This is a genomic window from Glutamicibacter sp. X7, from assembly GCF_054889245.1.
Genome location: NZ_CM142678.1, coordinates 1368107 through 1392277 on the forward strand (window position 1 = coordinate 1368107; position 24171 = coordinate 1392277).

Below are 24171 nucleotides of genomic sequence, written 5' to 3' on the forward strand. Positions count from 1 at the left end.
GCCTCCGCCGCGCACCGAGGTGCCGCGCAGGCTCCTTCTCGCCGCCCCGAAGGGCGCGTAGACTCATTCGTGATGACTGATAACACGAACGAAGCCGACGCTTCGCGGCCCACGGAGGAATCCGAGGCCCAGCGCCGCGAGCGCTTTGAGCGGGACGCCTTGGAGTATGTCGACCAGCTCTACTCGGCTGCCCTGCGCATGGCGCGCAATCCGGCCGACGCCGAGGACCTGGTTCAGGAGGCCTACACCAAGGCCTACTCCGCCTTCCACCAGTACAAGCCCGGGACGAACCTGAAGGCTTGGCTGTACCGCATCCTGACCAACACCTATATCAACCTCTACCGCAAGCGGCAGCGTGAACCGCTGCGCACCTCCACCGACACGGTCGAGGACTGGCAGATGGCCGCCTCCATGGAGCATAGCTCGACGGGGCTGCGTTCGGCCGAGGCCGAGGCCCTGGACCACCTGCCGGATTCCGATGTGAAGGCCGCGCTGCAGTCCATCGGCGAGGACTTCCGCCTAGCGGTGTACTTCGTCGACGTCGAGGGCTTCAGCTACAAGGAAGCGTCGGAGATTCTTGGGGTGCCGATCGGCACGGTGATGTCGCGCCTGCACCGCGGTCGCAAGAATTTGAGGGAACTGCTGTCGGATTACGCAGCCGATCGCGGCATGGGCGCCGCACGGCCACGTGCGACGGCGAAGGGAGCGGAGAAGTAATTATGGATTGCCATTCATTGGGAGATTGCGCCGATTCGCGCATCGTGCGCATCTACGAGTATTTGGACGGTGCGTTGACCCTTGAGGATCTGAAGGAGGTGCGCGCTCACCTTGAGCATTGCAGCGAGTGCACCGAGCAGTACGATCTGGAATGCATCATCCGTTCGGTGGTGCGCCGCAGCTGCCAGGAGGTCGCCCCGGAGCAGCTCAAGGCGAATATCATCACCCGTATTTCGCAGATCCGCGTGGAGTCCGGCCACTAAGGACCCAGCACATTTTAATAAAGTGAAACCCCGCCGCTCCCGGTCAATCTCCGGGTGCTGCGGGGTTTGCCTATGCGTCGCTTAGGCGTTAGGGCGCTTGCCGTGGTTGGCACCGCCACGCTTGCGATCGCGACGCTTGCGTGCGCGCTTCGACATGGTGACTCCTTTGCGGATTCTTACGAGATCCCGTGCACGTCCACGAGTGCATTCGGGCCGAAGGATAGTCTTTCACATTTGGCCGCCAATCTCCTAACGCGCGGCGCCCTCCCGGCGCACGTGGCGCTCAGCTCGGCGGGCCCGCTGGGCGTCGAAGGACGACGAGTCCGCGTCGGGGTTAGCCGGCGCTTGGCTCGGGGAGCCCCAACCAGGAATACCAGCCGCGGTGCAGCACGAGCCAGGCCATCAGCCCGTAGCCGGCCTGCCCCGGCAGTCCGCCGTTGGAGGAGAGGTCACTGCGCCATTGCGCATGCTGACGCAGTGGGGTGAAGGTGTCGACGTAGTGGTGGTTGCGTCGCATGGCCACATCGGCAAACACCCGGTTGAGTTCGGCCACCCGCTCATTGCGTGCCTCGTCCAGTCCGGGGGCCGGTCCGACCAGCAGCGCCTTGATGTTCATCTGTGAGGCCGAATCCAGAATATTGGCTAGGTTCAGGCGGCTGCGCGCGGTTGAAACCTCGAGATCGACATCACGGTCCGAGAGGGCAATGACTAGACGGTTTTCCACCAGGTCACCAAAGCGACGGTTGGCTTCGCCAAGCCAGCGTTCGGCGAGGGCTTCGCTACCCTCACCGGGGGCCGCCAACACGAAGGACTGCAAGCGCAGTGCCGGGTCCTGGGTGCGGGCCATAACCCGTCCAAACCAGCCCAGAGCCCGTGGGTCACCGTGTCCGGCCAGTAACTCGTCGCCGAGAGCGGTGATGCGGATGGTGCGTAGCTCCAACGGGCAGCCTTTCGTCGGCGGGTCTTACGAAGTTCAACTCTAGCAGTGTGAGGCCTTGTGACCGGGGAGGCGGGCGGCCAGAACAGCGCGTCGCAACGGCGGATTAACGGCCAACGGCCGACGACGGGGGAGCGCATCCCTCGTCGCCGACCGTTGGTGGCGTTTGGCGTCGTCGGGCACTTCCGACGACGCCTGGCGGCTTAGCGGGCGAAGGCCTGCTGAATCAGCACGGCGGCTTCGGCCTCGTGACGCTTGGCCGTACCGGCGCTGGTGGCCGCCGATGCCGGGCGGGAGACCACGTTGATCTTCTGCTCCAGCTGCGGGGCGATGTACAGCCCGATGAACGGCCACGGCCCCTGGTTCGCCGGCTCGTCCTGCACCCAGGTGACCTGCGCGTTCGGGTACTTGGCCAGTTCCGCGGTGAGCTGCTCGAGCGGTGCCGGGTAGAGCTGCTCGACGCGGATGATCGCGGTCTTCTCGTCCTCGGCCTTGGCGCGTGCCGCGGCCAGATCGTAGTAGAGGCGACCGGAGACCAGCAGCACCTTGTCCACTGCCGCGGCGTTGCTCACCGTGTTGTCCGGGATGATCTCCTGGAAGCCACCGGTGGTGAAGTCCTCCACCGAGTTCGCGGCCGCCTTCAGACGCAGCAGCTGCTTCGGGGTGAACACGATCAGCGGCTTGCGCGGACGAGCGTAGGCCTGACGACGCAGCAGGTGGAAGTGGTTTGCACCGGTGGAAGGCTGGGCGACGATCATGTTGTTCTCGGCGCACAACTGCAGGAAACGCTCGATGCGTGCCGAGGAGTGATCCGGCCCCTGGCCCTCGTAGCCGTGCGGCAACAGCATGACCAGCGAGGAGGACTGCGACCACTTCTGCTCGGCCGAGGAGATGAACTCGTCGATGATGGTCTGCGCGCCGTTGACGAAGTCACCGAACTGGGCTTCCCACATCACCAGCGCATCCGGACGCTCCACCGAGTAGCCGTACTCGAAGCCCAGTGCGGCGTATTCGCTCAGCAGCGAATCGTAGATCCAGATCGGAGCCTGGTCCTCGCTGAGGTGACGCAGCGGGTACCACTCGTCGTCGGTGATCCGGTCGTGGAACACCGAGTGGCGCTGCACGAAGGTGCCACGGCGCGAGTCCTGGCCGGCCAGACGCACCGGCACACCCTCCATGGACAGCGAACCCAGGGCCAGCAGCTCGGCGAAGCCCCAGTCGATGCCGCCCTCGCGGCTCATCTTTTCGCGACGCTCCAGCAACGATTTGAGCTTGGTGTGCATGGTGAAGCCCTCGGGCACCGCCAGGTGCGCCTTGCCGATGTGGGCCAGGGTCTCGGCGCTGATCGCGCTTGGACGGGCCCCATCCACGGTGCGTTCGTCGGCGGCCTGAGCGAATGGCTTCTCCAGGTCGTTGATGGTCGACCCCGGGGTGATGATCGGAATCGGCGAGGTCTGCGCCGCATGGGTTTCGGCGAAGATGCGCTCCAGGTTGGCCTTGTATTCGGCCAGCGCGTTATCGGCCTCGTCCTGGGTGATATCACCACGACCGACCAGCGCTTCGGTGTAGAGCTTACGCGTCGAACGCTTGGCCTCGATCAGGTTGTACATGATCGGCTGGGTCATCGACGGGTCATCGCCCTCGTTGTGTCCGCGGCGGCGGTAGCAGACCAGGTCGATGACGACGTCCTTGCCGAACTTCTGGCGGTAGGCGAAGGCCATCTGGCCGGCGCGCACCACGGCCTCCGGGTCATCCCCGTTGACGTGGAAGATCGGTGCCTGCACGGTGCGGGCCACGTCGGTGGCGTATTCGCTGGAGCGCGAGGAGCTCGGTGCGGTGGTGAAGCCGATCTGGTTGTTCACAATCACATGCACGGTACCGCCGGTCTTGTAGCCGGGCAGCTGGCTCATGGCCAGCACCTCGGCCACCACGCCCTGGCCGGCGAAGGCGGCGTCGCCGTGCACCAGGATCGGCAGCACGGAGTTCTTCACGCCGTTGCGGTCTTCCTTGGCGCGCACAATGCCTTCAAGTACCGGGTCAACGGCCTCGAGGTGCGAGGGGTTGGCGGCCAGGTACACCTTGGTCTGGTTCCCGGCATCCGAGGTGTAGGAACCCTCGGTGCCCAGGTGGTACTTCACATCGCCCGAACCCTGCACGGAGCCCGGGGTCGCGGTGCCCTCGAACTCGCGGAAGACCTGAGCATAGGTCTTGCCGGCAATGTTGGTCAGCGCGTTGAGACGACCGCGGTGCGCCATGCCGATGGCTACCTCGTCGAGGTGATCGTCGGCGGCGTCGGAAATGATCGCATCCAGCAACGGGATCAGCGACTCGCCGCCCTCGAGGCTGAAGCGCTTCTGTCCGACGAACTTGGTCTGCAGGAAGGCCTCGAAGGCCTCCGCGGCGTTGAGCTTGGAAAGGATACGCAGCTGCTCGTCGCGCGAGGGCTTGGCGTAACCGGTCTCCAACTGGCTCTGGAACCACTCGCGTTCGGCCGGCTCCTGCAGGTGCATGTACTCCAGGCCGGTGGTGCGGCAGTACGCGTCGCGCAGCACACCGAGGATGTCGCGCAGCAACATCCGGTCCTTGCCGCCCAGTCCGCCGGTGACCCATTCGCGGTCCAGATCCCACAGGGTCAAGCCGTAGGTCTGCACGTCCAGGTCCGGGTGCCGGCGCATGACGTACTCGAGCGGGTTGGTGTCGGCCATCAGGTGACCGCGGACCCGGTAGGAGTGGATCAGCTGCTGGATGCGGGCAACCTTGTTGATCTGCAGGTCGATGTCGACCTGGTTGTCCACGGCCCAACGCACCGGCTCGTACGGGATACGAAGCTGCTCGAAAATCTCGTCGTAGAAGCCCTGCTCGCCCAGCAGCAGCGATTCGACGAGCTTGAGGAACTCACCGGAACCGGCGCCCTGAATGACGCGGTGGTCGTAGGTGGAGGTCAGCGTGATGTGCTTGCCCACGCCCAAACGGGCGACGGTGGACTCCGCGGCGCCACGGTATTCGGCCGGGTATTCCAGCGCGCCGACGCCGATGATGGCGGCCTGGCCCTTGGACAGACGCGGAACCGAGTGCACGGTGCCGATGCCGCCGGGGTTGGTCAGCGAGACGGTGGTGCCGGCGTAGTCGTCGGCGGTGAGCTTATTCTTACGGGCCCGACTGATTAGGTCCTCGTAGGTCGTCCAGAACTCGTTGAAGCTCAGCGTTTCGGCGGCCTTCACATTCGGCACCGCGAGCATGCGGCTGCCGTCGGGCTTCGGCATATCGATGGCGATACCGAAGTTCACGTGCGCCGGCTGGACCGCGGTGGGCTTGCCGTCGACCACGTCGTAGGTCACGTTCATCGAGGGGAACTGCTTCAGTGCACGCACCACGGCAAAGCCGATCAGGTGGGTGAAGGAGATCTTGCCGCCTCGAGCGCGCTTGAGGTGGTTATTAATGACGACGCGGTTGTCGATCATCAGCTTCGCCGGAACCGCACGCACGGTGGTGGCGGTCGGGACGGTGAGGCTCGCGTCCATGTTGGTGGCGATGGCCTTCATCGGCCCGCGCAGTACGGTGCGCTTCTCCTCACCAAACTGGGTGTTCGACGGTACGGCCTTCGGGGCCTGCGCCGGGATCGGGGCCGTCTTAGGCGTCGGCTCTTCCTTCGCGGCCGGCGCCTCGGACTTGGCGGCGGCTGGGGTTGGGGCTGGGGCGGTGGGGGTCGGTGCGGTGGCCGGCTTGGCCTCCGCGGCGGCCCGCGGGGCACCTTCGACCTTCGGCTGCGACGCAGTCGGTGCGCTGGCTGCTGGAGCCGGTGCGGCGTGAGCGCCGGCGGAGGCCGGGGTTTGGTTGTTGGAGTTGAGGGACTCGAAAATGTCCCACCATTTCTTATCGACCGAGTTCTTGTCGACGAGGTACTGCTGGTACAACTCGTCTACTAGCCACTCGTTTCCACCGAACTCTTCGGTCAGCCGGTGGTGTGCTTGCTCTGGCACGTGCAACGCCTCTTCCCTGATTTCTGCTGTGTTCTAGCTTGAGCCTTCGGTGGCCGGCAGGACGTTGCACAGGGCCGCCGTTGAGCACAAGATTTCTAGACCTGCGCCCTAGTCTAGTGACATTCGGGGAAACTTTGCCACGACGCGTCGGCAAACTCACTATTCTCATCATCGGGCCCCGTCCGTCGCTGAAATCCGGCCGTTCACCGCAACCCGAAAATTCACCTTCCGACCACCGCCGCGGTGGTGCACTTAGGTGGCCCATTGGTTAGACTGGGGCGCACTATGAAAATTCATTCTGCCAACCGGCCCGACGCCATCGAGCGCAGTGCCGGCATAACCCAGCGTTCCGCGGTGTCTGCCTCCGCCGGATTGGAGCCTTCCAGTTGCCCTTGGCGCGCAACACCTTCTGATCTTTCCCAGCATTGGCGGCGGTACTAGACGCCGATGGACTGGTTATTTCTCCTTTTTGGATTCTTACTCATTCTGGGCACCGGTTTCTTCGTTGCCGTCGAATTCTCATTGGTCGCCCTCGATAAGGCGACGGTCCAGCAAGCGGTGGATGCCGGCGATAACGGCGCCAAACCGCTGCTTCAGTGCCTAGGCACGCTTTCCACCCAGCTGTCCTCCTGCCAGCTGGGCATTACCTTGACCACATTGCTCACCGGTTACGTGTTGGAACCGGCGTTGAGTTCGCTGCTCTCGCCGCTGCTGACGGCGGTGAACCTCGGTGAGGCCTCCTCGACGGCCCTGTCGCTGGTGGTTTCGATGGTTTTGGCCACACTGCTCTCCATGCTGATCGGCGAGCTGGTTCCCAAGAACCTATCCATCGCCAAGTCAATGGCCGTCGGCCGGGCCTTGGCGCGTCCGCAGCTGGTGTTTACCGCCGTATTCAAGCCGGCCATCGCCCTGCTCAACGGCTTCTCCAACGCGGTGCTGCACCGCTTCTTCGGCCTGGAGGCCAAGGAGGAAATCTCCGCCGCGCGTAGCGCCCAGGAGCTTGCCTCGCTGGTGCGCCGTTCGGCCGAGCTGGGCACCTTGGACCTGCAGACCGCACGCTTTGTGGAGTCCACCATCGAATTTTCCGAGCGGACCGCCGCGGACGTGATGACCCCGCGTACCTCGCTGAGCACCATTGACTCGCAGGCTGCGCTGTCGGAACTGATTGCGATGAGCGCCGAAACCGGTTTCTCGCGCTTCCCGGTCACCGAGGGCTCCACCGACGAAATCCAGGGCGTCTGCCATGTGAAAAACATCGTCTCGGTGCCCCGTGAACGCCGCGGGGCGCTGCAGGTCGGCGAATTCGCCAAGGATCCGCTCTACGTGCCGGAGACCATCCACCTGGACGTCTTGCTCGAACAGTTGCGCGAGGCCGAATATCAGCTGGCCATCGTGATGGATGAATACGGGGGAACGGCCGGCCTGGTCACCCTCGAGGACCTTGTCGAAGAGATCGTCGGGGAGGTATCCGACGAACACGACGAGGACGAGGAGCTGGCCGTGCATGAGCCCGGTGGTTCCTGGCTGCTGCCCGGAATGTTCCGCCCCGATGAGGTCAACGAGCTGCTCGACGACGAAGTGATCGCCGATGATGCGGCCTACGACACCGTCGGCGGTTACATGCTGGCCGAACTGGGCCGCGTTGCCGAGCTGGGGGATGAGGTCATCGCCGAGTCCGGACGGTTCGCCGTCACCGAGCTCGATGGTCGACGCGTGGCCTGGGTGCGCTTCACCCCGGCCCCGTCGCCGGATGACGCCGCGGCCGAGGACGACGCCAGCTCGTCGAGTGAGGGGGAGTCGGCATGAGCGACGTCATGGGATTGATTTGGCTCGTAGTGCTGTTGGCGGGCAACGCCTTCTTTGTCGCCGGCGAATTCGCGGTGATGAGTGCCCGACGTTCGCAGATTGAGCCGTTGGCCGACGAGGGCAATAGCCGGGCAAAGGTTGCCTTGTATGCGATGGAGCATGTCTCGGGGATGCTGGCGGTCTGCCAGCTGGGCATCACCGTGTGCTCGCTGCTGATCTTGAATATTTCGGAACCGGCCATTCACCACTTGATCGGCATCCCGCTGCATGCCGCGGGCGTGCCCAGCGCGGCGGCGGACACCGCAGGCTTCCTCATCGCCCTGGTGCTGGTGACCTTCCTGCACGTGACCTTCGGCGAAATGATCCCGAAGAACGTGTCGGTGTCGGTTGCCGATAAGGCCGTGCTGCTTCTGGCCGCGCCGCTGGTGGGGCTGTCCAAGGTGCTCAAGCCGTTGATCGTCCTGCTCAACGGCTCGGCGAATCTGGTGCTCAAGGCCTTTGGCGTGCAAGCCCAGGATGAGGTCTCCTCGACCTACACCGCCGCCGAGGTCCGTTCGATTATCGATACCTCGCGCCAGGAAGGCACCTTGGAGGACGAGCACGCCTCGCGGCTGCGCATGGCGCTGGAGTTCTCCAGTGTCACCGCCCGCACCGCGATGGTGCCGCTGGATGACCTGTTCACCCTCGAGCGCGGCCAGTGCACGGCCCGCGACTTTGAGAAGAAGGTGTCCAAAACCGGCTTCTCGCGGCTGCTGGTCACCGAGCAGGAGATTCCGGTGGGCTACTGGCATGTGAAAGATGTCATGTTGGTCGACGACGCGCACGCCACCGAGCCGATGCTTGACGTGCCCACCCGCGCCCTAGGCCGGGTGGGGGCCGATGAGGAGATCGAGCAGGCGCTGCAGAGTATGCGTAGCGGCGGCAACCACCTCTCGGCGGTGGTCGACGAATCCGGCGCCACCATCGGCGTGCTCTTCCTGGAGGACGTGATCGAGGTGCTCGTCGGCGAGATCAGCGACACTACCAAGAAGCGCCACGCCCCGCGCCAAGAGCGCTAACGGTTACCGCTAGGCGACGGCCCGTCGTCCACCCTTAGTGGGCGTCGGGCCGTCGCGTCGTGTAATGCGAACGAATCTCATTTGCGCTAGACTTTTAGCCGCACCCCTGCTCGCCGATGACGCCACTCGCGGCGCCGGCGGCCGGTGCCTAAGCCTTTGTACGGCCCGCCAACCCTGATCGGTGCAGGCGGACCAACTTGAGTTGGGGAACCACATATGAACAGCACACCCATCGTGTCCTTTAACGACGCGCGCCTGGCCTTCGGCGACCGCGTCTTGTGGGATGAGCTGAACTTGCAGGTACGCCCCGGCGAATTCATCGCCGTGCTAGGCCCCAACGGGTCGGGCAAAACCAGCTTCATCAACACGATGCTCGGTACCACCACGCTGAACTCCGGCTCCGTGCACATTGCCGGCGAGCCGGTGCGCCGCGGCTCCGACCTCGTCGGACTCATCCCGCAGCAGCGCCCCTTCGGCGACAACGTGCCGCTCAGGGCCCGAGACCTGGTGGCACTTGGCGTCGACGGCACGCGATGGGGGGTGCGGCTCAGCCGCCGCGCGATCCGCACCCGCGTGGCCGAACTACTTGAGCTGGTCGGCGCCACCGGCTACGCCGACCGTGTGGTGTCCGAGCTTTCCGGCGGAGAGCAGCAACGCCTGCGCGCCGCCCAGGCCCTAGCCGGCGAGCCGAAGGTGCTGCTCTGCGACGAGCCGCTGCTGAGCCTGGATCTGCACCACCAGCAGGCCATCAGCCAGGTGATCCACCGCCAGGCCGCGGACCGGCAGGCGGCGGTCATCTTCGTCACCCACGAAATCAACCCGATCCTGCCCTTCGTCGACCGCGTCCTCTACCTCGCCGGAGGCCGCTTCCACCTCGGAACCGTCGACGAAGTGATGCGCTCCGAGGTGCTCAGCGAGCTCTACCAGGCACCGGTGAAGGTGATGCGCGTCGACGGGCAAATCATCGTCGTCGCCGGACAGCCCTCGCTGGATGACTGCGGCCCACATACACACCATCACGGCGCGAACCGCGCGGAGCAGGAGGGGCGATGAGCTTCGAAAATTATGCCGAGCTGCTACCGCTGGTCACCAACTCGCTGATCGCCGGGGCCGCGCTGGGCCTGGTTGGCGGCGTGATCGGCATCTTCGTGATGATGCGCGATATGGCCTTCGCGGTGCACGGAATTGCCGAGCTGTCCTTTGCCGGGGCCGCCTTTGCGCTGCTGATCGGCGCCGACGTCGTCACCGGCTCGGTGATCGGTTCGCTGGTGGCCGCGCTGGTGCTCGGGGTGCTGGGCACCCGGGCGCGCGATCGGAACTCCATCACCGGCGTGCTCATGCCCTTCGGGCTCGGGCTGGGCATCTTGTTCCTGGCGCTCTATCAGGGGCGCAGCGCCAATAAGTTCGGCCTGCTCACCGGGCAGATTGTGGCGGTGGACGACACCCAGCTCGGCGCCATGCTCTTCTTGAGCGTGCTGGTGCTTGGCGCCCTGGTGCTGATGTGGCGTCCGCTGATGTTCGCCTCGGTGGACCCGGTGGTGGCCCGCGCCCGCGGTGTGCGCACCGGCGGGCTGTCCATCGCCTTCATGGTGGTACTCGCCCTGGCCGTGGCGATGGCGATCCAGGTGGTAGGCGCGCTGCTGGTGTTGGCGCTGCTGATCACCCCGGCGGCGGCCGCGCTGCGTGTGGGGCGCACGCCGCTGAGCACCGTGGTGCTGTCGGTGGTTTTCGCGCTCTGCGCCGTGCTGGGCGGTATTCTGCTGGCCTTGGCCGGTTCGCTGCCCATCAGCCCCTATGTCACGACGATTTCCTTCGTGATCTACCTGGTCTGCCGCGTGGTGGAAAAGCTGCGTTCGGTGCAGCGCCACCAGGTTTAGGCCATAGGTAGGGGGACCGCCCGGTGAGTTACTGGGCCAGCTCCTCGCGGCAGCTGGCGCAGAGTCCGTAGATCTCCACGGTGTGCTCGGGGTCGCTGAAGTCGTGTTCCTCGGCCACGCGGGCGGCCCAGCGCTCCACCGCGGGGGCCAGCACCTCCACGGTCTTCGAGCATCGGCGGCAGACCAGATGGTGGTGGTGCCGTTCGGTTTCGCAACGGCGGAAACGTGCCTCCCCGTCGCCCGAGCGCAACACGTCGACCAGCCCGTCGTCGGCCATCGACTGCAGTAGCCGGTACACGGTGGCCAGCGACACCTTCCGTTCGGCGTCCTGCAACCAGCGGTGCAATTGCTGCGCGGTGGCGAAGTCGTCGACCTCCGCCAGGGCCTCGGCCACGGCCAGCCGCTGCTTGGTCATGCGGGTTTCGCTCTGCGCCTTCACTGCTGCTTCATCCTTCGCTGTTGCTCGCCCGCGCCGGCTGTGGCCCGTGCCCCTCAATTTTAGCCAATCCGACGCCGCTTAGGTGCGTTGACTAGCACACCGCGTGCCGCGAGCCTACGCTAGTGTCATGCGCATCACAAGCCACGGACACTCCTGCATCACCGTTACGACGGTGGATGGCGCGATCCTTCTGGACCCGGGATCCTTTAGCCAGCTGACCAGTGACGATCCGCCCGGCACCGTGTTCGACGGTGTCGACGCGGTGCTGATCACGCACCAGCATCCGGACCATGTGCACAGCGCGTCGGTGCTCGAAGCGGTGCTGGACAATCCCACGCTGGAGGTGTTCGCCCCGCAGGTAGTTGCACTGGGCCTGCGCGAGCAGCTCCCACCGGCCTCGCGCTCCCAGGTGCGAGCCGTCGCTGCGGGCGCCGACTTCACCGCCGGAGGCATCCAGGTGCGCGCCCTGGGCGGCACCCACGCGACCATTCACCACAGCATCGAGCTGGTGGCCAACCTGGGCTACGCGCTGGGGCAGGGGGAGGTGTTCCACCCCGGGGACAGCTACCAGGTTCCGGTGGGGCTCAACCCGCAGGTGCTGCTGCTGCCGGTGATGGCCCCATGGGCCAAAATGGCCGAGGCGGTGGACTTCGCGGTGGCCACCGGCGCGAAAACCTGGGTGCCAATTCACGACGGGCTGCTCAACGAGCGCGGCCTGGAACTTTTCGACCGCCAAATCGGCGCGGTCGCCACGGCCCACGAACGAACCTACCGCCGGCTCACCCCCGGCGTCAGCTACACGATTGAGGACCTGAGATGAGCAACCCACTGATCAGCGCCGCAGAGCTACTGCAGCTAGTGAACGCCCCCACCCCCAATCTGGTGTTGCTGGATGTGCGCTGGGTGCTGGGACGCACCGACAACGTCGAACAGTACCTGGCCGGGCACCTGCCCGGAGCAGTCTTCGTCGACCTTGAACGCGAACTGTCGGGCCGCACCGGGGAGCACACCGGCCGCCACCCGCTGCCGGACCCCGAGGATTTCCAGGCCGCCGCCCGCCGCTGGGGGATTGAGGACGACGCGCAGGTGGTGGTGTACGACGACGCCGGGGCGCTGGCCGCCGCCCGTTGTTGGTGGCTGCTGCGGCACGCCGGGTTCACCTCGGTGCGGGTGCTCGACGGTGGGCTGGAGGCGTGGCGGCAGCTCAAGGGCCCGCTGGAGCTCGGACCGGTCGAACCCACCCCGGGGCAGGTCAACCTCTCCTGGGGTGCCATGCCGGTGCTGGAGCACGAGCAACTCGAGGGGTACTCCGGGGTGCTGATCGACTCGCGGGCCACGGCCCGCTACCTCGGCATTGAGGAGCCGGTCGACCCGGTGGCCGGGCATATTCCCGGCGCGCTGAACCGGCCCACCACCGATAACCTCAACTCCGAGGCGCACTTTCGTTCCAGCAGCGAGCTGCGCGAGGCCTTTGGCAGGCTCGGGGTGCCGCAGGCCGGATCGGAGCAGCCCGGCGCGGCGGCCTACTGTGGTTCGGGGGTTACCGCCGCTCACCAGGTGCTGGCCGCCGAACTAGCCGGGCTACCCCTGGCGCTCTACCCGGGCAGCTACTCGCAGTACGTCTCCTACCCGCAGGCGCCGGTGGTGACCAGCGACGAAAAGCACCGCGACCGGCGGTAGGATCGAACTCGCCGCCTCGCCGCGGTCGACGAACCACAGAAAGGTCCTTATGAGCACGCTGTTCACGAAAATTATCGACGGTGAGATCCCCGGTCGCTTCATTTGGCGCGATGAGACCTGTGTGGCCTTCCTATCCATCGGGCCGCTGTCCGACGGACACACCTTGGTGGTGCCGCGCGCGGAGATCAACGAATTCACCGACGCCGATGACGAATTGCTGGCCCACCTGATGAAGGTTTCGGCCATCATCGGTCGGGCGCAGAAAGAGGCCTTCGGCTCGGCCCGCGCCGGGCTGATGGTCGCCGGTTTCGAGGTCCCGCACCTGCACGTGCACGTCTGGCCGACGAACTCGCTGGCCGATTTCGATCTTGCCAACGCCGATACGAACCCGGACCCCGAGCGCATGGAACGCAGCGCGCAGCGTTTGCGCGCGGCATTGCGTGCGGCCGGGGCCGGTGAGCACGTTCCCGAGGACTAGAGCTCGGCCAGCCCGTCCTTAATGGCCTTGCGGATGCGCTTCTCGCTCACCGAATACGCGGTGCCCAGCTCCTGGGCAAAGAGCGAGATGCGCATCTCCTCGAGCATCCACTTCACCTCGGCCAGTGCCGCCGGTGTGCGCGTGCCGGAGGGTACCCGCTCCAGGGCCGCGTCGTACTCATCCTCAAGCCGCTGGATGATCGCCAGACCCTGCCCGTCGCGGGTCACCGCCCCGCCGGCGAGCTTTTGCAAGCGCACCTCAATGGCTTGCAGATACACCGGCACGCGCACCAGATGCCCGGCACCGGTGGCGGCGATAAACCCGGGATAGATCAGCTGCTCGAGCTGCGAACGGATATCGTTCACCGCTTGGAACATGGCCAGCGAGGCACCGGACTTCAGCTGCTTGGCAATCCGGGTGGAAATGGCGAAAATCTTCGCCACCACCGCGGTGATCGAAAAGACCGTGTCGATCTGTTCGGCGCGCACCGACTCGAAGAGCGCCTCGAAGGCCGTACGGTCCATGGGCAGGTCGGCCGGCACCAGCCGGTCCACCGCCGCCAGCGTGCAGTCGGCGATCAGCGAGTCGACCGAGCCGTGCGGGTTCTGGCTGAAGGCCAAACGTTCGGTGTTGCTCAGGTGTTCGAGCACGAACTTTTGCGTGGACGGCAGATGCAACATCAGCAGCCGGATGACCCCGCCGCGGTGCGCCGCATCGCGTTCGCTGGCACTGCGGAACACCGTCAAGCGCACGCTGTCGCCCTCGTCCACCAGTCCGGGGTAGGCGGTGACCTGCTGACCCATCACATCGGTGGTGACCTTCTCGGGGATCCGGCCCTCGGAAAGCTCCGGCCAACTACTCAGCCCCGGCTGCTCCCAGCCGGTGGACTTCGTGGCGGCGCCGCCCTTGCCGCGGGCGCTACGCCCTGCGGATTTGCCCTTGGCCGCCGCACGCGCCGCCCCCGAAGGCTTGCCCGGCTGGGCCGTTGTCGAACCTCCGGAAACCTCGGTCGCCAGCGCCGCACGGTTAGCCGCGGCAAACCGGTGCTGCAACGCCGGAAGGTCGCGGCCGCTCCCTAGCACCTTGCCGCGCCCGTCGAGCACCTCGAAGCCGAAACGCAGGTGCGTGGGCAGTGTGTCCAGATCGAAGACCGCAGGGTCGACGACGATGCCGCGCAACCGACGCAACACCAGGGCCAGCGCCTCGGTCAGCTCGTCGGTGGCCGGGTCAAAGTCGGCGTTCAACTGCTCCAGCGCCTGACGTGCCACGTCCGGGGCGGGCACGAAATTCTTGCGCAGCGCCTTGGGCATGGAACGAATCAGCGCGGTGAGCAGCTCGTGGCGCAACCCGGGGATCAGCCAGCGGAACTGTCGCGGTTCGAGCTGGTTGAGGAAGACCACCGGCACCTGCAGGCTCACCCCGTCACCCTCACCGGGCGCCGCCGTCGGGTTGTATTCGTAGCGCAGCGGCAGATCGACGCTGCCGTGGCGCCAGACGGTGGGGAAGTCCTCGGTGGCTAGCTGCTCGGCGTCGGCCTCGAGTAGCGCTTGCGGGTCAAAATCCAGCAAGGCCGGGTCGTTGGCGCGCGCCGTTTTCCACCAGCGGTCAAAGTGCCGTTCGGAGTAAATCTTCTCCGGTAGCCGGGCGTCGTAGAAGGCGAAGAGATCGTCGTCGCTCACCCGCAGATCATGACGTCGCAACCGGGTTTCGAGCTCCTCCACCTCCGCCAGAGCCTTGCGATTACGTTCGAAGAAGCGGTGGTGGGTGCGCCAGTCGCCCTCCACCAAGGCGTGGCGGATGAACAGTTCGCGGGCCACCGCCGGGTCCACCCGCCAGTAGTGAATGCGACGTTGCGGCACCACCGGCAGCCCAAAGAGCGTCACCTTCTCGTAGCCCATCACCGACCCGTTGCGCCGCGACCAGTGTGGTTCCGAGTAGCTACGCTTGAGCAGCGGCGCGGCGACCTCTTCGATCCACGCCGGATCGATGGCGGCCACGGTCCGCGCCCACAGTCGCGAGGTTTCCACCAGTTCGGCGGCCATCACCCAGCTGGGCGACTTCTTGAACAGGCCGGACCCGGGGAAGATCGCAAAACGGGTGCCGCGGGCGCCCTGGTAATCGCGTTTGCGTTCGTCGTAGAGCCCGACGTGACCCAGCAGGCCGGTGAGCAGGCTGATATGCACCTGATCCTCATTGGCGGCCGGATCGACGGCGGCCGCGGCCACCGTAATGCCCAGCGACTTGGCCAACTGGCGTAGCTGGGTGAAGAGATCCTGCCATTCGCGCACGCGCAGATAGTTGATGTGTTCGGCGCGGCACAGCCGACGAAACGCCGAGGAGGAAAGCTCGCGCTGCTGTTCTTGCAGGTAGGCCCAGAGATTCAGCAACGAGATGAAGTCCGACTTCTCGTCGGTGAAACGACGGTGCAGTTCGGCGGCACGTTCCCGCTGCCCGGTATCCTCACTGGGGCGCTCCCGCGGGTCTTGAATGCTCAAGGCGGCGGTGAGCACCATCAACTCCTTGGCCACCCCACGCTCGGCCGCCTCGAGGAGCATCCGCCCCAGTCGCACATCCAGCGGCAGCATCGCCAGTTTGCGGCCGATCTCGGTGACCTGCGCCTTGGCGCCGCCGTCGAGCGCTCCCAGCTCACGCAGCAGATTCACACCATCGGAGATCGCCCGCGACTCTGGAGGTTGCACGAAGGGGAACTCCGCGACCGCCTTCGCATCGGGCACCACGCCTAGGGAAATCATTTGCAGGATGACGCTTGCGAGGTTGGTGCGCAGAATTTCCGGATCGGTGAACTCCGGGCGCGACTCGTAATCGGACTCCGCGTAGAGCCTGATGGCAATGCCAGAGGAGACGCGGCCGCAACGACCCGAACGCTGGTTGGCGCTGGCCTGAGAGATGCGTTCAATAGGTAGGCGCTGCACCTTGGTGCGGTGCGAGTAGCGCGAGATGCGCGCGGTGCCGGTATCGATCACGTACTTGATGCCCGGGACGGTCAACGAGGTTTCGGCGACGTTGGTGGCCAAGACGATGCGCGGAGCCGAGCCGGGATGGAAGACCTTATGCTGTTCGGCCAGCGAGAGCCGGGCGAACAACGGCAACACCTCGTAGTTCCGCAAAGCACGAGTCGAACTAATCAGTGAGCGCAGAGCGTCGGCCGCATCGCGGATTTCGCGCTCGCCGGAGAAAAAGATCAGGATGTCGCCTGGCTCTTCACGCGACAATTCGAGGACCGCGTCGGTGACCGCGTCGAGCGGATCACGGTCGTCTTCCAACTCCGAGGCGTCTTCGTCGGCGGTTTCCGCCTCGACCTGCAAGGGGCGGTAGCGAAGCTCGACGGGGAAGGTGCGTCCCGAGACCTCGAGGATCGGGGCGGGGACCGGATCGCCCTGCGGGTCGGGGGAGGCGAAGTGCGCGGCGAAGCGTTCGGGATCGATGGTCGCGGAGGTGATGATGATCTTCAAATCCGGCCGCTTGGGCATGATCTGCTTGAGGTAGCCGAGCAAGAAATCGATGTTCAGGCTGCGTTCGTGGGCCTCGTCGATGATGATCGCCGAGTACCTTTTCAGCAACTTATCGCGTTGAATCTCGGCGAGCAGGATGCCGTCGGTCATCACCTTCAGCTTGGTGTTGCGCGAGACTTCACCGGTAAAACGGACGTGGAAGCCGACCTCGTCGCCGATCTTGGTGCCCAGTTCCTCGGCGATGCGCTCGGCCACGGTGCGTGCGGCAAGTCGCCGGGGCTGGGTGTGCCCGATCATCCCGTGCCGTGCCAGGCCGAGCTCGAGAAGCATCTTGGGCAACTGAGTCGTTTTACCCGACCCGGTTTCACCGGCGATGATGACCACCTGGTGTTTCGAGATCGCGTCGATGATGTCGTCGCGGCGAGCGGACACGGGAAGTGCTTCGGGATAAGAGATGCTGATCGCCATGGTAGGGCCCATTCTATGCGCCGGTCTTCGCAGAGCCGACATTCGCCCTACAAGGGGCAACGACGGGCCGTCGATACGCGCGGTCGATGCCTATCACGCGACGTCCAACAAAGATGCGAAATGGATGTCAAATTTTCCGATTGTCTACCGTTTGCCGGTGCAGTCTGCGTGTTGGAATACAAAAATTCACCGACGTGGTTGGTTTGTGGTCATAATTTCTATCCTCAGGCCTTATCTCGAGACATTTGTCTGTACTCGTGCCACATTCATGGTCACAGTGAGGTCATTCACAGGTAAGATCGTGGGTACCCACTGACGGGGCGGCCGGCTGTTCCCACATGGCCGTATGTCCCATCGTCCGTACCCCGGGCGATGTGCCGCCGGTGGTCATTACTCGCAGGGAACTTGTGAAAGGGACGAAAAGCAATGAAGCGTTTCATGGCGACAAAATTCGCGGCTCTGGCCGCGGCGGGAGCGCTCGCACTGAGCGCCTGCGGTCAAGACGGAGGTTCGTCGGGCGGTGTGCCGGAAGGTGAGACCGTGAAGATCGGCATCGCCCAGTACGTTTCGCACCCTTCGCTGGACGCCGTTGTCACAGGCTTTAAGGAAGGTATGAGCGAGGCCGGTTACGACGCGGGCTCGGTGGAGTACGACTTCGCAAACGCTCAGGCCGACCAGGCCACCAACACCTCCATCGTCGGTAAATTCGCCGCCGATTCGGATATGGATTTGGTGCTGGCCGTGGCCACGCCGACCGCACAGGCCGCCGCACAGTCCATCAGCAACATCCCCGTGGTCTTCTCCGCGGTCACCGACCCGGTCGCCGCCAAGCTGGTCGACTCGCTCGAGGCACCGGGTGGCAACGTCACCGGTACCTCGGATAAGAACCCGGTGCTGGAACAGCTGCAGTTGCTCAAGGAACTTGCGCCGGATGCCAAGAACGTCGGCATCGTCTACTCCTCCGGTGAGGTGAACTCCGCCAGCCAGGTCACCTGGGCCAAGGAAGCCGCCGCCGAATTGGGGCTGAACATCAAGGAAGCCGCTATCTCGGCGCCTAGCGAGGTTCAGCAGGCCGCGAATTCCCTGGACGTCGACGCGTACTACGTGCCAACCGACAACGCTGTGGTTTCCGCTCTTGAAGGCCTGCTGCAAACCGCGCAGTCCAAGAAGGTGCCGGTGATCGCCGCCGACGGTGAGTCCGTGGAACGTGGTGCAACCGCGACCTATGGCATCAACTACGAAAAGCTGGGCAAGCAGACCGCTGCCATGGCCGCCAAGCTGCTCAAGGGTGAAGCCGAGGCCAAGTCCATGCCGGTGGAGACCCTGACCGACGTCGATCTTTACATCAACGAAGGTGCCGCGAAGAAGGTGGGGATTGAGATTCCTGCCGAGCTGAAGGAGAAAGCCGCAGAGGTCTACTAACCCCTGAACGGCGATGACGATCAAGGCGAGGCGAGCTAAGCACGTCGCCTCGCCTTTGTCGTGACCCAACAGCGCAGCAACTTTTCCTCCTCGACGCAAGGATCCCACCATGATCACAGCGGTTGAACTGGGCCTGATTTACGCCATTATGGCCCTAGGCGTCTATCTGACGTTCCGTATTCTTAACTTTCCCGACCTGACCGTCGACGGTAGCTTCACCACCGGGGCGGCCGTCGCCTCGGTCAGCATCGTCAACGGGGTCAACCCCTGGGTAGCGACCGCGCTGGCCTTCTTCGCCGGCATGATCGCCGGCGTTATTACCGGCTTGCTCCACACCAAGGGCAAGATTGACGGTCTGCTCGCCGGTATCCTCACCATGATCGCGCTCTACTCGATTAACCTGCGCATCATGGGCAAGGCCAACGTCCCGTTGCTGGGAGAAGACACCCTGATCAGCCCGCTGCGTCAGGCCGGGTGGCTCGGCTCCGGCCCGGCCATCGGTGTGTTGTTCCTCGTCTGCCTGATTTTCGTGGCAATTATCGTGTGGTTCCTGCACACCGAGGTCGGCATGGCCATGCGTGCAACCGGTGACAACGAGCAGATGATCCGTTCCTTCGGCGTGAGCACCGACAACCAGAAGATCCTAGGTTTGGCGCTCTCGAACGGTTTGGTGGGGCTCTCCGGCGCACTGATCGCCCAGTACCAAGGGTTCGCCGATGTTGGCATGGGCATTGGTCTGATCTTGATCGGTCTGGCCTCGGTGATCGTCGGTCAGGCAATCTTCACCCAGCGCTACATTTGGCTGGCCGCGTTGGCCGTCGTCCTCGGTGCAGTGATCTACCGCCTGGTGATCCAGTTCGCGCTGATGGCCGGCCTGGAAGTCAACGACATGAAGCTGATCTCCGCAATTCTGGTGGTCGTGGCACTGCTGCTACCGCGCTGGAAGGGATTCCAGAAGATGGTCAAGTCTTTCAAGGGCAATAAGCCGCAGGACACCCCGACCAAGGAAGAGGTGAGCAGCAATGCTTGAGATCTCCAATCTTTCGCGGACCTTTTTCCCGGGTACCGTCAACGAGCGCAAGGCCCTGCGCGGAATCAACCTGAACCTTAGTGCCGCGGAGTTCGTGACCGTTATCGGTTCGAACGGTGCTGGCAAGTCGACCATGTTGAACATGGTGGCCGGCAAGCTCCAGCCCGATGTGGGTGCGGTGCGAATCGACGGTAAGAACGTCACCAAACTGGCTGACTACCAGCGCGCCAAATACATTGGCCGCGTCTTCCAGGACCCGATGGCGGGTACCGCACCGAGTATGAGCATCGAAGAGAATATGGCGCTGGCTTACGCCCGCGGTCGTTTCCGCGGGCTCGGACTTGGTGTCGGGGCGCGTCGTCGCAAGCTGTTCATTGATGAACTTGCCAGCCTCGAGCTGGGCTTGGAGCACCGACTGAAGACCAAGGTCGGTCTGCTCTCCGGCGGTCAGCGCCAGGCGCTGAGCCTCCTCATGGCGACCTTCTCACAGCCGAAAATCCTGCTGCTCGACGAGCACACCGCCGCGCTGGATCCGCAGCGTGCGGCCCTGGTGTCCCGGCTGACCGACGAGATCGTGAACCGGCATCAGCTGACCACCTTGATGGTGACGCACAATATGGAGCAGGCCTTGGCGCTCGGCACGCGGTTGATCATGATGCACGACGGTCAGATCATCTTGGATCTCGATGCCGAGGCCAAGTCGAAGATGACCGTTAAGGGTCTGCTGGGCGAATTCGAGAAGATCAAGGGCGCTCAGCTCGATGACCGCACGATGCTGCAGTAAGGCGGCGATGCTCCTGAGATGATCCTCTGTGGGGCCCGGACGGCTGTTAGACGCCGCCGTCGGAAGCAAGACTCGCTTCCGACGGCGGCGTTTCGTCGTTATGCGACCTGCCGCCAGTAGTTATTCCGCCGGGGAATCTGCAAGGGGTCTTGATGGGCGGGGAGCAGAACATGGGGTAGGCCCGCATGTTCGATGACCTGCAGTTGGCCGGCATGTACCGCGTGATGGTGGGCGCTACACAGTGCGCACCCGTTACTGACCGTGGTGTGCCCGCCGTCTTTCCACGATTTCTTATAGTGGTGGGCCTCTAGGTGTTCGACCGGCGCGGTACAGCCCGGGACAATACATCCGCGGTCGCGGGCGATGATGGCTTTTTTGATCGGCGGAGGGAAGAGCCGTTGGGCTCGACCCACGTCCAACACCTGACCGCGACCGTTGAGCACCATGGGTACTACCTCGGCCTCGCAGAGCATCTGCCGTAAATCTGTGGGCCCGACGGTCAGCCCATGGGCGGTGATTCCCCGTCCATCGGCCAGGTTGGTGAGATCTTCGAGGTTGATATGCACGATGACTTCGGGGGCAATGCGCCGCGGTGTCGCCGACGGCTCACTCAGGGCGGCCAACTCCGGGACTGTTGCCAGCTCTGTTGGCTCGTTGGCTTCGCGGGCCCCGGGGAGCACCGCCCCTAATTTGTCGAGCACCGCGTTCAGGCGGCGTTCGGCCACCGTGACTCCCGATTCTGGTGCGGGTTCTGGTTCAGTGGCCGGTGGCGCGCCGAGGTTGGGGGAGGGCTCGTTCACTCCGGCCCACTTCGGGGCCGGTTGATCGGTGCTCAGCCACGAGGGCGTGTCCCCATCCGCCGACTCGGGTTCTTGCCCGTTGGCTAAATCGGTGCGCTGGCGGCGGGCCTCGGCGCCGGCCTGGGTGCGCGGATTATCCGCTTGTGCCATGGCCGATCGAATCAGTTCCGCGCCGGCGGCGGTGGTGTGTAGCGTGAATACGTGCACCGCGCCGCGCGTGGGCCGGGCAAAGAGCCCTAGTTCGGGGTCGGACTGTTGCGCCGGTGCCTGCTGCCGAAGGAGCTCGGAAATCTGTTTGGCGGCGGTGCGCGGGTCTTCGCCGTGCAAAAGGTCGGTGGCCCGTTCTTCCACGGTGCGGCCATCGGGGCAGCGTAGCCACGGTTCACTCGGGGTGCCCTCGGAGATCAGGTCGGGTCCTTCGGCCTTGGCGAGCTTGCGGGCGACCTGGCGCACGGCACGGGGATCGATATCCGTGGCGTCGAAGCTATCGGCCAGTTGGCTGTACCGTGCAGTGGTGCCGGTGCCAGCCATGGTGGGGCGCGCCACCAATAGGTGGGCATCGGCGACGCGGGTACGCGCCTCGAAGTAGTCGACTTTCAGCCATCCGGCTAGGAGGTCACTGGTGTCCTGGTAGCAGGACCGCCCGCCGGTGAGCTCGGCCGTGCCCTGGTAGTCGCAGGTGCCCGCGGCTATTTCGTCGTAGGTTTCCGGTGGCAGCGCGTGGGCGGCGCCCAGCTCGGCCGCCGCGGCGCAGCGCAATTGCTCGCGAATTGCGTGTCGGTAAAGTTCTTCGGTGCGCTTGGCATGGGCCAGCAGCAGTCGGGGATCCTCACGTGATTGGACGGCCGCAGCGCACTGTTGCACCAGAGTCAGTGCGAGCTCGTCGAGCTCGGCGAGCAGACTCGTCGCAAGCTCGGGGCCGGACTCGGTGCAGGCCTCGCGGAGGGTGGCGACGGCACCGGCAATGGCGTGAAATTCCATGCCCCGATCATCGGGCAGGGTGAAAGGTGAATTTCCCAGGTGCTGGCGAACTGTGGAGAAGTGGCCACCAGCCCGGCCGCAGGCGGGCCGGGGGAGGATTTTGGGCACAAAAAGTGCCCCCGAAAGGAATCGAACCTTCGACCTTCTGTTCCGGAGACAGACGCTCTATCCACTGAGCTACGGAGGCATGCCGCTGTGCGACGGATATGAGCTTATCAGCTGGTGGGGCGGTTGGCACAATCGGGTCGGAGGGCTGCGTGGCGCCGCCGTTGACGTGAGCGGATTGACGTCATGAAGTGGTCGAATAACCCCTACCATTCGGTATTCTTGAACGGTGACTCCAGAAGAACTCTCCACAGCCATATCCGCATGCCTTACCGAGGCCGTCGCCGCCGGTGAGATCACCGTCGACCTTCCCGACACCGTGCGGGTGGAGCGACCGAAAAGTCGCGAGCACGGGGACTGGGCCACCAACATCGCCCTGCAGCTGGGCAAAAAGGCCGGCATGGCGCCGCGCGACTTCGCTCAGTTGCTCTCCGCCCGGCTGAGCCAGGTCCCCGGGGTGAGCTCCGTGGACATCGCCGGCCCGGGCTTCTTGAACATCACCCTCGACGCCGCCGCCGCCGGCGAGCTGGCGCGCACCATCGTCGAGGCCGGTAGCACCTACGGTCATAACCAGTCGCTGAACGGCCAGGTCATCAACATGGAGTTCGTTTCGGCGAACCCCACCGGACCGCTGCATATCGGGCACACCCGGTGGGCCGCGCTGGGCGATGCGATCGCCCGCGTGCTGCGTGCCTCGGGTGCCGCGGTGACCAGCGAGTACTACATCAACGACGCCGGCAACCAGATGAACGTGTTTGCCACCAGCGTGTACAACCGGATGCATTCGCTGCCGGTGCCCGAGGGAGGCTACCCGGGCGAGTACATTCAGGAACTGGCCGATATCGTCCTCGAGCAGGCCCCGCAGCTGAAGGACGAGCCGCTGGAAACCGCGCTGCCGCAGATCCGCGAGCTGGCCTATGCCGCGCAGATGGCGGACATTAAGCGGACCCTGGCGGACTTCGGGGTGAGCTTCGATGTGTACTTCTCCGAGGCCACCTTGCACAATGCCGGGGCGGTCAACGACGCGGTGGCGCGCCTGCGTGAACAGGGCCATGTGTTCGACGACGCCGGCGCCGTGTGGCTGCGCACCACCGATTTCGGTGACGACAAGGATCGCGTGATGATCCGTGCCAACGGGGAGCCGACCTACTTCGCCGCCGACGCCGCCTACTACCTGTCCAAGAAGGACCGCGGTTTCGAGCAGAAGATTTACCTGCTGGGCGCCGACCACCACGGATATGTGAACCGGCTGAAGTCCATCGCCGCCTGCGCCGGCGATGACCCGTCGCACAATATTGAGGTGCTCATCGGCCAGCTGATCAGCGTCAACGGCGCGAAGCTGTCCAAGCGTGCGGGCAACATCATCGAGCTGCGCGACCTGATCGAGTGGATCGGGGCCGACGCGCTGCGTTATTCGTTGGCCCGCTACCCGGCCGATTCGCCGATCGCGCTGGATCCGGAGCAGCTGAGGAAGAACAGCAACGACAACCCGGTGTACTACGTGCAGTACGCACATGCACGCTCGCGGGCCGCCGCCCGGCAAGCCGAGGCCAAGGGCGTGACCCGTGGTGAGTTCGACGCCAGCTTGCTGACCCACGCCACGGAGAATGACCTGTTGGCCGTGCTCGGTCAGCTGCCCTCGGTGGTTGCCGGTGCCGCCGAATCGCGCGAACCGCACCGCATTGCCCGCTACCTGGAGCAGGTCGCCGCCGCCTACCACTCCTGGTACGCCGCCACCCGCATCACCCCGGTGGGCGAGGATACCCAGGTCACCGCCGAGCACTCGACCCGCCTGTGGCTTAATGACGCCACCAGCCAGGTACTGGCCAACGGGCTGGGCCTGCTGGGTGTGAGCGCCCCGGAGAAGATGTAG

At 64.9% G+C, this 24171-nt stretch carries 19 protein-coding genes and 1 tRNA gene; 13 read left to right on the forward strand and 7 right to left on the reverse strand.

The genetic code is table 11. The annotated features are described in order from the left end of the window. Positions 1-72: 72 nt before the first annotated feature. Together ACYU0X_RS06780 and rsrA are read left to right on the forward strand one after the other, a co-directional pair. On the forward strand, positions 73-717 hold the full coding sequence (locus tag ACYU0X_RS06780; RefSeq protein ID WP_461902526.1) for a sigma-70 family RNA polymerase sigma factor: 645 nt from the start codon (positions 73-75) through the stop codon (positions 715-717). After that, entirely contained in the window at positions 717-980 is a 264-nt protein-coding gene (gene rsrA, locus ACYU0X_RS06785; RefSeq protein WP_309410451.1) for a mycothiol system anti-sigma-R factor, read from the forward strand. Before ACYU0X_RS06780 ends, rsrA begins: the two co-directional genes overlap by 1 nt. 81 nt (positions 981-1061) lie before the next feature. Here the strand turns inward: rsrA and ACYU0X_RS06790 are convergent, their stop codons facing one another. The 3 genes from ACYU0X_RS06790 to ACYU0X_RS06800 form a co-directional block, all read right to left on the reverse strand. Next, a complete protein-coding gene (locus ACYU0X_RS06790) occupies positions 1062-1136 on the reverse strand; it encodes a 50S ribosomal protein bL37 (RefSeq protein WP_104061284.1) in 75 nt (24 codons plus the stop codon). Positions 1137-1314: 178 nt separating this feature from the next. Continuing rightward, positions 1315-1920 (reverse strand): GDSL-type esterase/lipase family protein, encoded by a 606-nt coding sequence (locus ACYU0X_RS06795; protein WP_309407775.1) that lies wholly within the window; start codon positions 1918-1920, stop codon positions 1315-1317. A gap of 200 nt (positions 1921-2120) precedes the next feature. Next, positions 2121-5897 carry a multifunctional oxoglutarate decarboxylase/oxoglutarate dehydrogenase thiamine pyrophosphate-binding subunit/dihydrolipoyllysine-residue succinyltransferase subunit gene (locus ACYU0X_RS06800; RefSeq protein WP_461902527.1) on the reverse strand — a complete coding sequence of 1259 codons (3777 nt, stop codon included), beginning with the start codon at positions 5895-5897 and terminating at the stop codon, positions 2121-2123. Between the two features lie 447 nt (positions 5898-6344). Here ACYU0X_RS06800 and ACYU0X_RS06805 point away from each other — a divergent pair, with 447 nt between their 5' ends. The 4 genes from ACYU0X_RS06805 (at position 6345) to ACYU0X_RS06820 (ending at position 10638) form a co-directional block, all read left to right on the forward strand. Further along, the gene (locus ACYU0X_RS06805) at positions 6345-7703 is read left to right on the forward strand and encodes a hemolysin family protein (protein WP_461902528.1); all 1359 of its coding nucleotides are present in this window, start codon (positions 6345-6347) and stop codon (positions 7701-7703) included. Then, positions 7700-8761: a hemolysin family protein gene (locus ACYU0X_RS06810; RefSeq protein ID WP_461902529.1), complete on the forward strand. Its 1062-nt coding sequence runs from the start codon at positions 7700-7702 to the stop codon at positions 8759-8761. Before ACYU0X_RS06805 ends, ACYU0X_RS06810 begins: the two co-directional genes overlap by 4 nt. Positions 8762-8977: 216 nt before the next feature. Next, positions 8978-9814 (forward strand): metal ABC transporter ATP-binding protein, encoded by an 837-nt coding sequence (locus ACYU0X_RS06815; RefSeq protein WP_461902530.1) that lies wholly within the window; start codon positions 8978-8980, stop codon positions 9812-9814. Beyond that, complete coding sequence (locus tag ACYU0X_RS06820) at positions 9811-10638, forward strand: metal ABC transporter permease (RefSeq protein WP_461902531.1); 828 nt, start codon at positions 9811-9813, stop codon at positions 10636-10638. The genes ACYU0X_RS06815 and ACYU0X_RS06820 overlap by 4 nt, the downstream gene beginning before the upstream one ends. 28 nt (positions 10639-10666) lie before the next feature. On the opposite strand, the gene ACYU0X_RS06825 is transcribed toward ACYU0X_RS06820, so the two are convergent. Next, positions 10667-11053 (reverse strand): Fur family transcriptional regulator, encoded by a 387-nt coding sequence (locus ACYU0X_RS06825; RefSeq protein ID WP_418909315.1) that lies wholly within the window; start codon positions 11051-11053, stop codon positions 10667-10669. 151 nt (positions 11054-11204) lie between these two features. Between ACYU0X_RS06825 and ACYU0X_RS06830 the strand changes: the two genes are divergently transcribed. From ACYU0X_RS06830 to ACYU0X_RS06840, 3 genes are read left to right on the forward strand one after another with little or no spacing between them, the layout of a single operon-like run. Next, on the forward strand, positions 11205-11897 hold the full coding sequence (locus tag ACYU0X_RS06830; RefSeq protein WP_461902532.1) for an MBL fold metallo-hydrolase: 693 nt from the start codon (positions 11205-11207) through the stop codon (positions 11895-11897). Then, positions 11894-12757, forward strand: coding sequence for a sulfurtransferase (locus tag ACYU0X_RS06835; protein WP_418908959.1), 864 nt, complete (start codon positions 11894-11896; stop codon positions 12755-12757). The genes ACYU0X_RS06830 and ACYU0X_RS06835 overlap by 4 nt, the downstream gene beginning before the upstream one ends. 49 nt (positions 12758-12806) lie before the next feature. Further along, positions 12807-13235, forward strand: coding sequence for an HIT family protein (locus tag ACYU0X_RS06840; RefSeq protein WP_418908960.1), 429 nt, complete (start codon positions 12807-12809; stop codon positions 13233-13235). Here ACYU0X_RS06840 and hrpA read toward each other — a convergent pair. After that, on the reverse strand, positions 13232-17176 hold the full coding sequence (hrpA, locus tag ACYU0X_RS06845; protein WP_461902533.1) for an ATP-dependent RNA helicase HrpA: 3945 nt from the start codon (positions 17174-17176) through the stop codon (positions 13232-13234). The two genes, ACYU0X_RS06840 and hrpA, sit on opposite strands and share 4 nt — an antisense overlap. A gap of 438 nt (positions 17177-17614) precedes the next feature. Here hrpA and ACYU0X_RS06850 point away from each other — a divergent pair, with 438 nt between their 5' ends. From ACYU0X_RS06850 to ACYU0X_RS06860, 3 genes are all read left to right on the forward strand, one after another. Then, positions 17615-18598: an ABC transporter substrate-binding protein gene (locus ACYU0X_RS06850; RefSeq protein ID WP_418908962.1), complete on the forward strand. Its 984-nt coding sequence runs from the start codon at positions 17615-17617 to the stop codon at positions 18596-18598. Between the two features lie 109 nt (positions 18599-18707). After that, entirely contained in the window at positions 18708-19628 is a 921-nt protein-coding gene (locus ACYU0X_RS06855; RefSeq protein ID WP_461902534.1) for an ABC transporter permease, read from the forward strand. Next, a complete protein-coding gene (locus ACYU0X_RS06860; protein ID WP_309407753.1) occupies positions 19621-20412 on the forward strand; it encodes an ABC transporter ATP-binding protein in 792 nt (263 codons plus the stop codon). Before ACYU0X_RS06855 ends, ACYU0X_RS06860 begins: the two co-directional genes overlap by 8 nt. A gap of 98 nt (positions 20413-20510) precedes the next feature. Here ACYU0X_RS06860 and ACYU0X_RS06865 read toward each other — a convergent pair whose 3' ends face one another. After that, positions 20511-22193, reverse strand: coding sequence for an HNH endonuclease signature motif containing protein (locus tag ACYU0X_RS06865; RefSeq protein WP_461902535.1), 1683 nt, complete (start codon positions 22191-22193; stop codon positions 20511-20513). 114 nt (positions 22194-22307) lie between these two features. After that, a tRNA-Arg gene (locus ACYU0X_RS06870) sits at positions 22308-22380 on the reverse strand. Positions 22381-22527: 147 nt separating this feature from the next. Here ACYU0X_RS06870 and argS point away from each other — a divergent pair. Next, positions 22528-24171, forward strand: coding sequence for an arginine--tRNA ligase (gene argS / locus ACYU0X_RS06875; RefSeq protein ID WP_461902536.1), 1644 nt, complete (start codon positions 22528-22530; stop codon positions 24169-24171).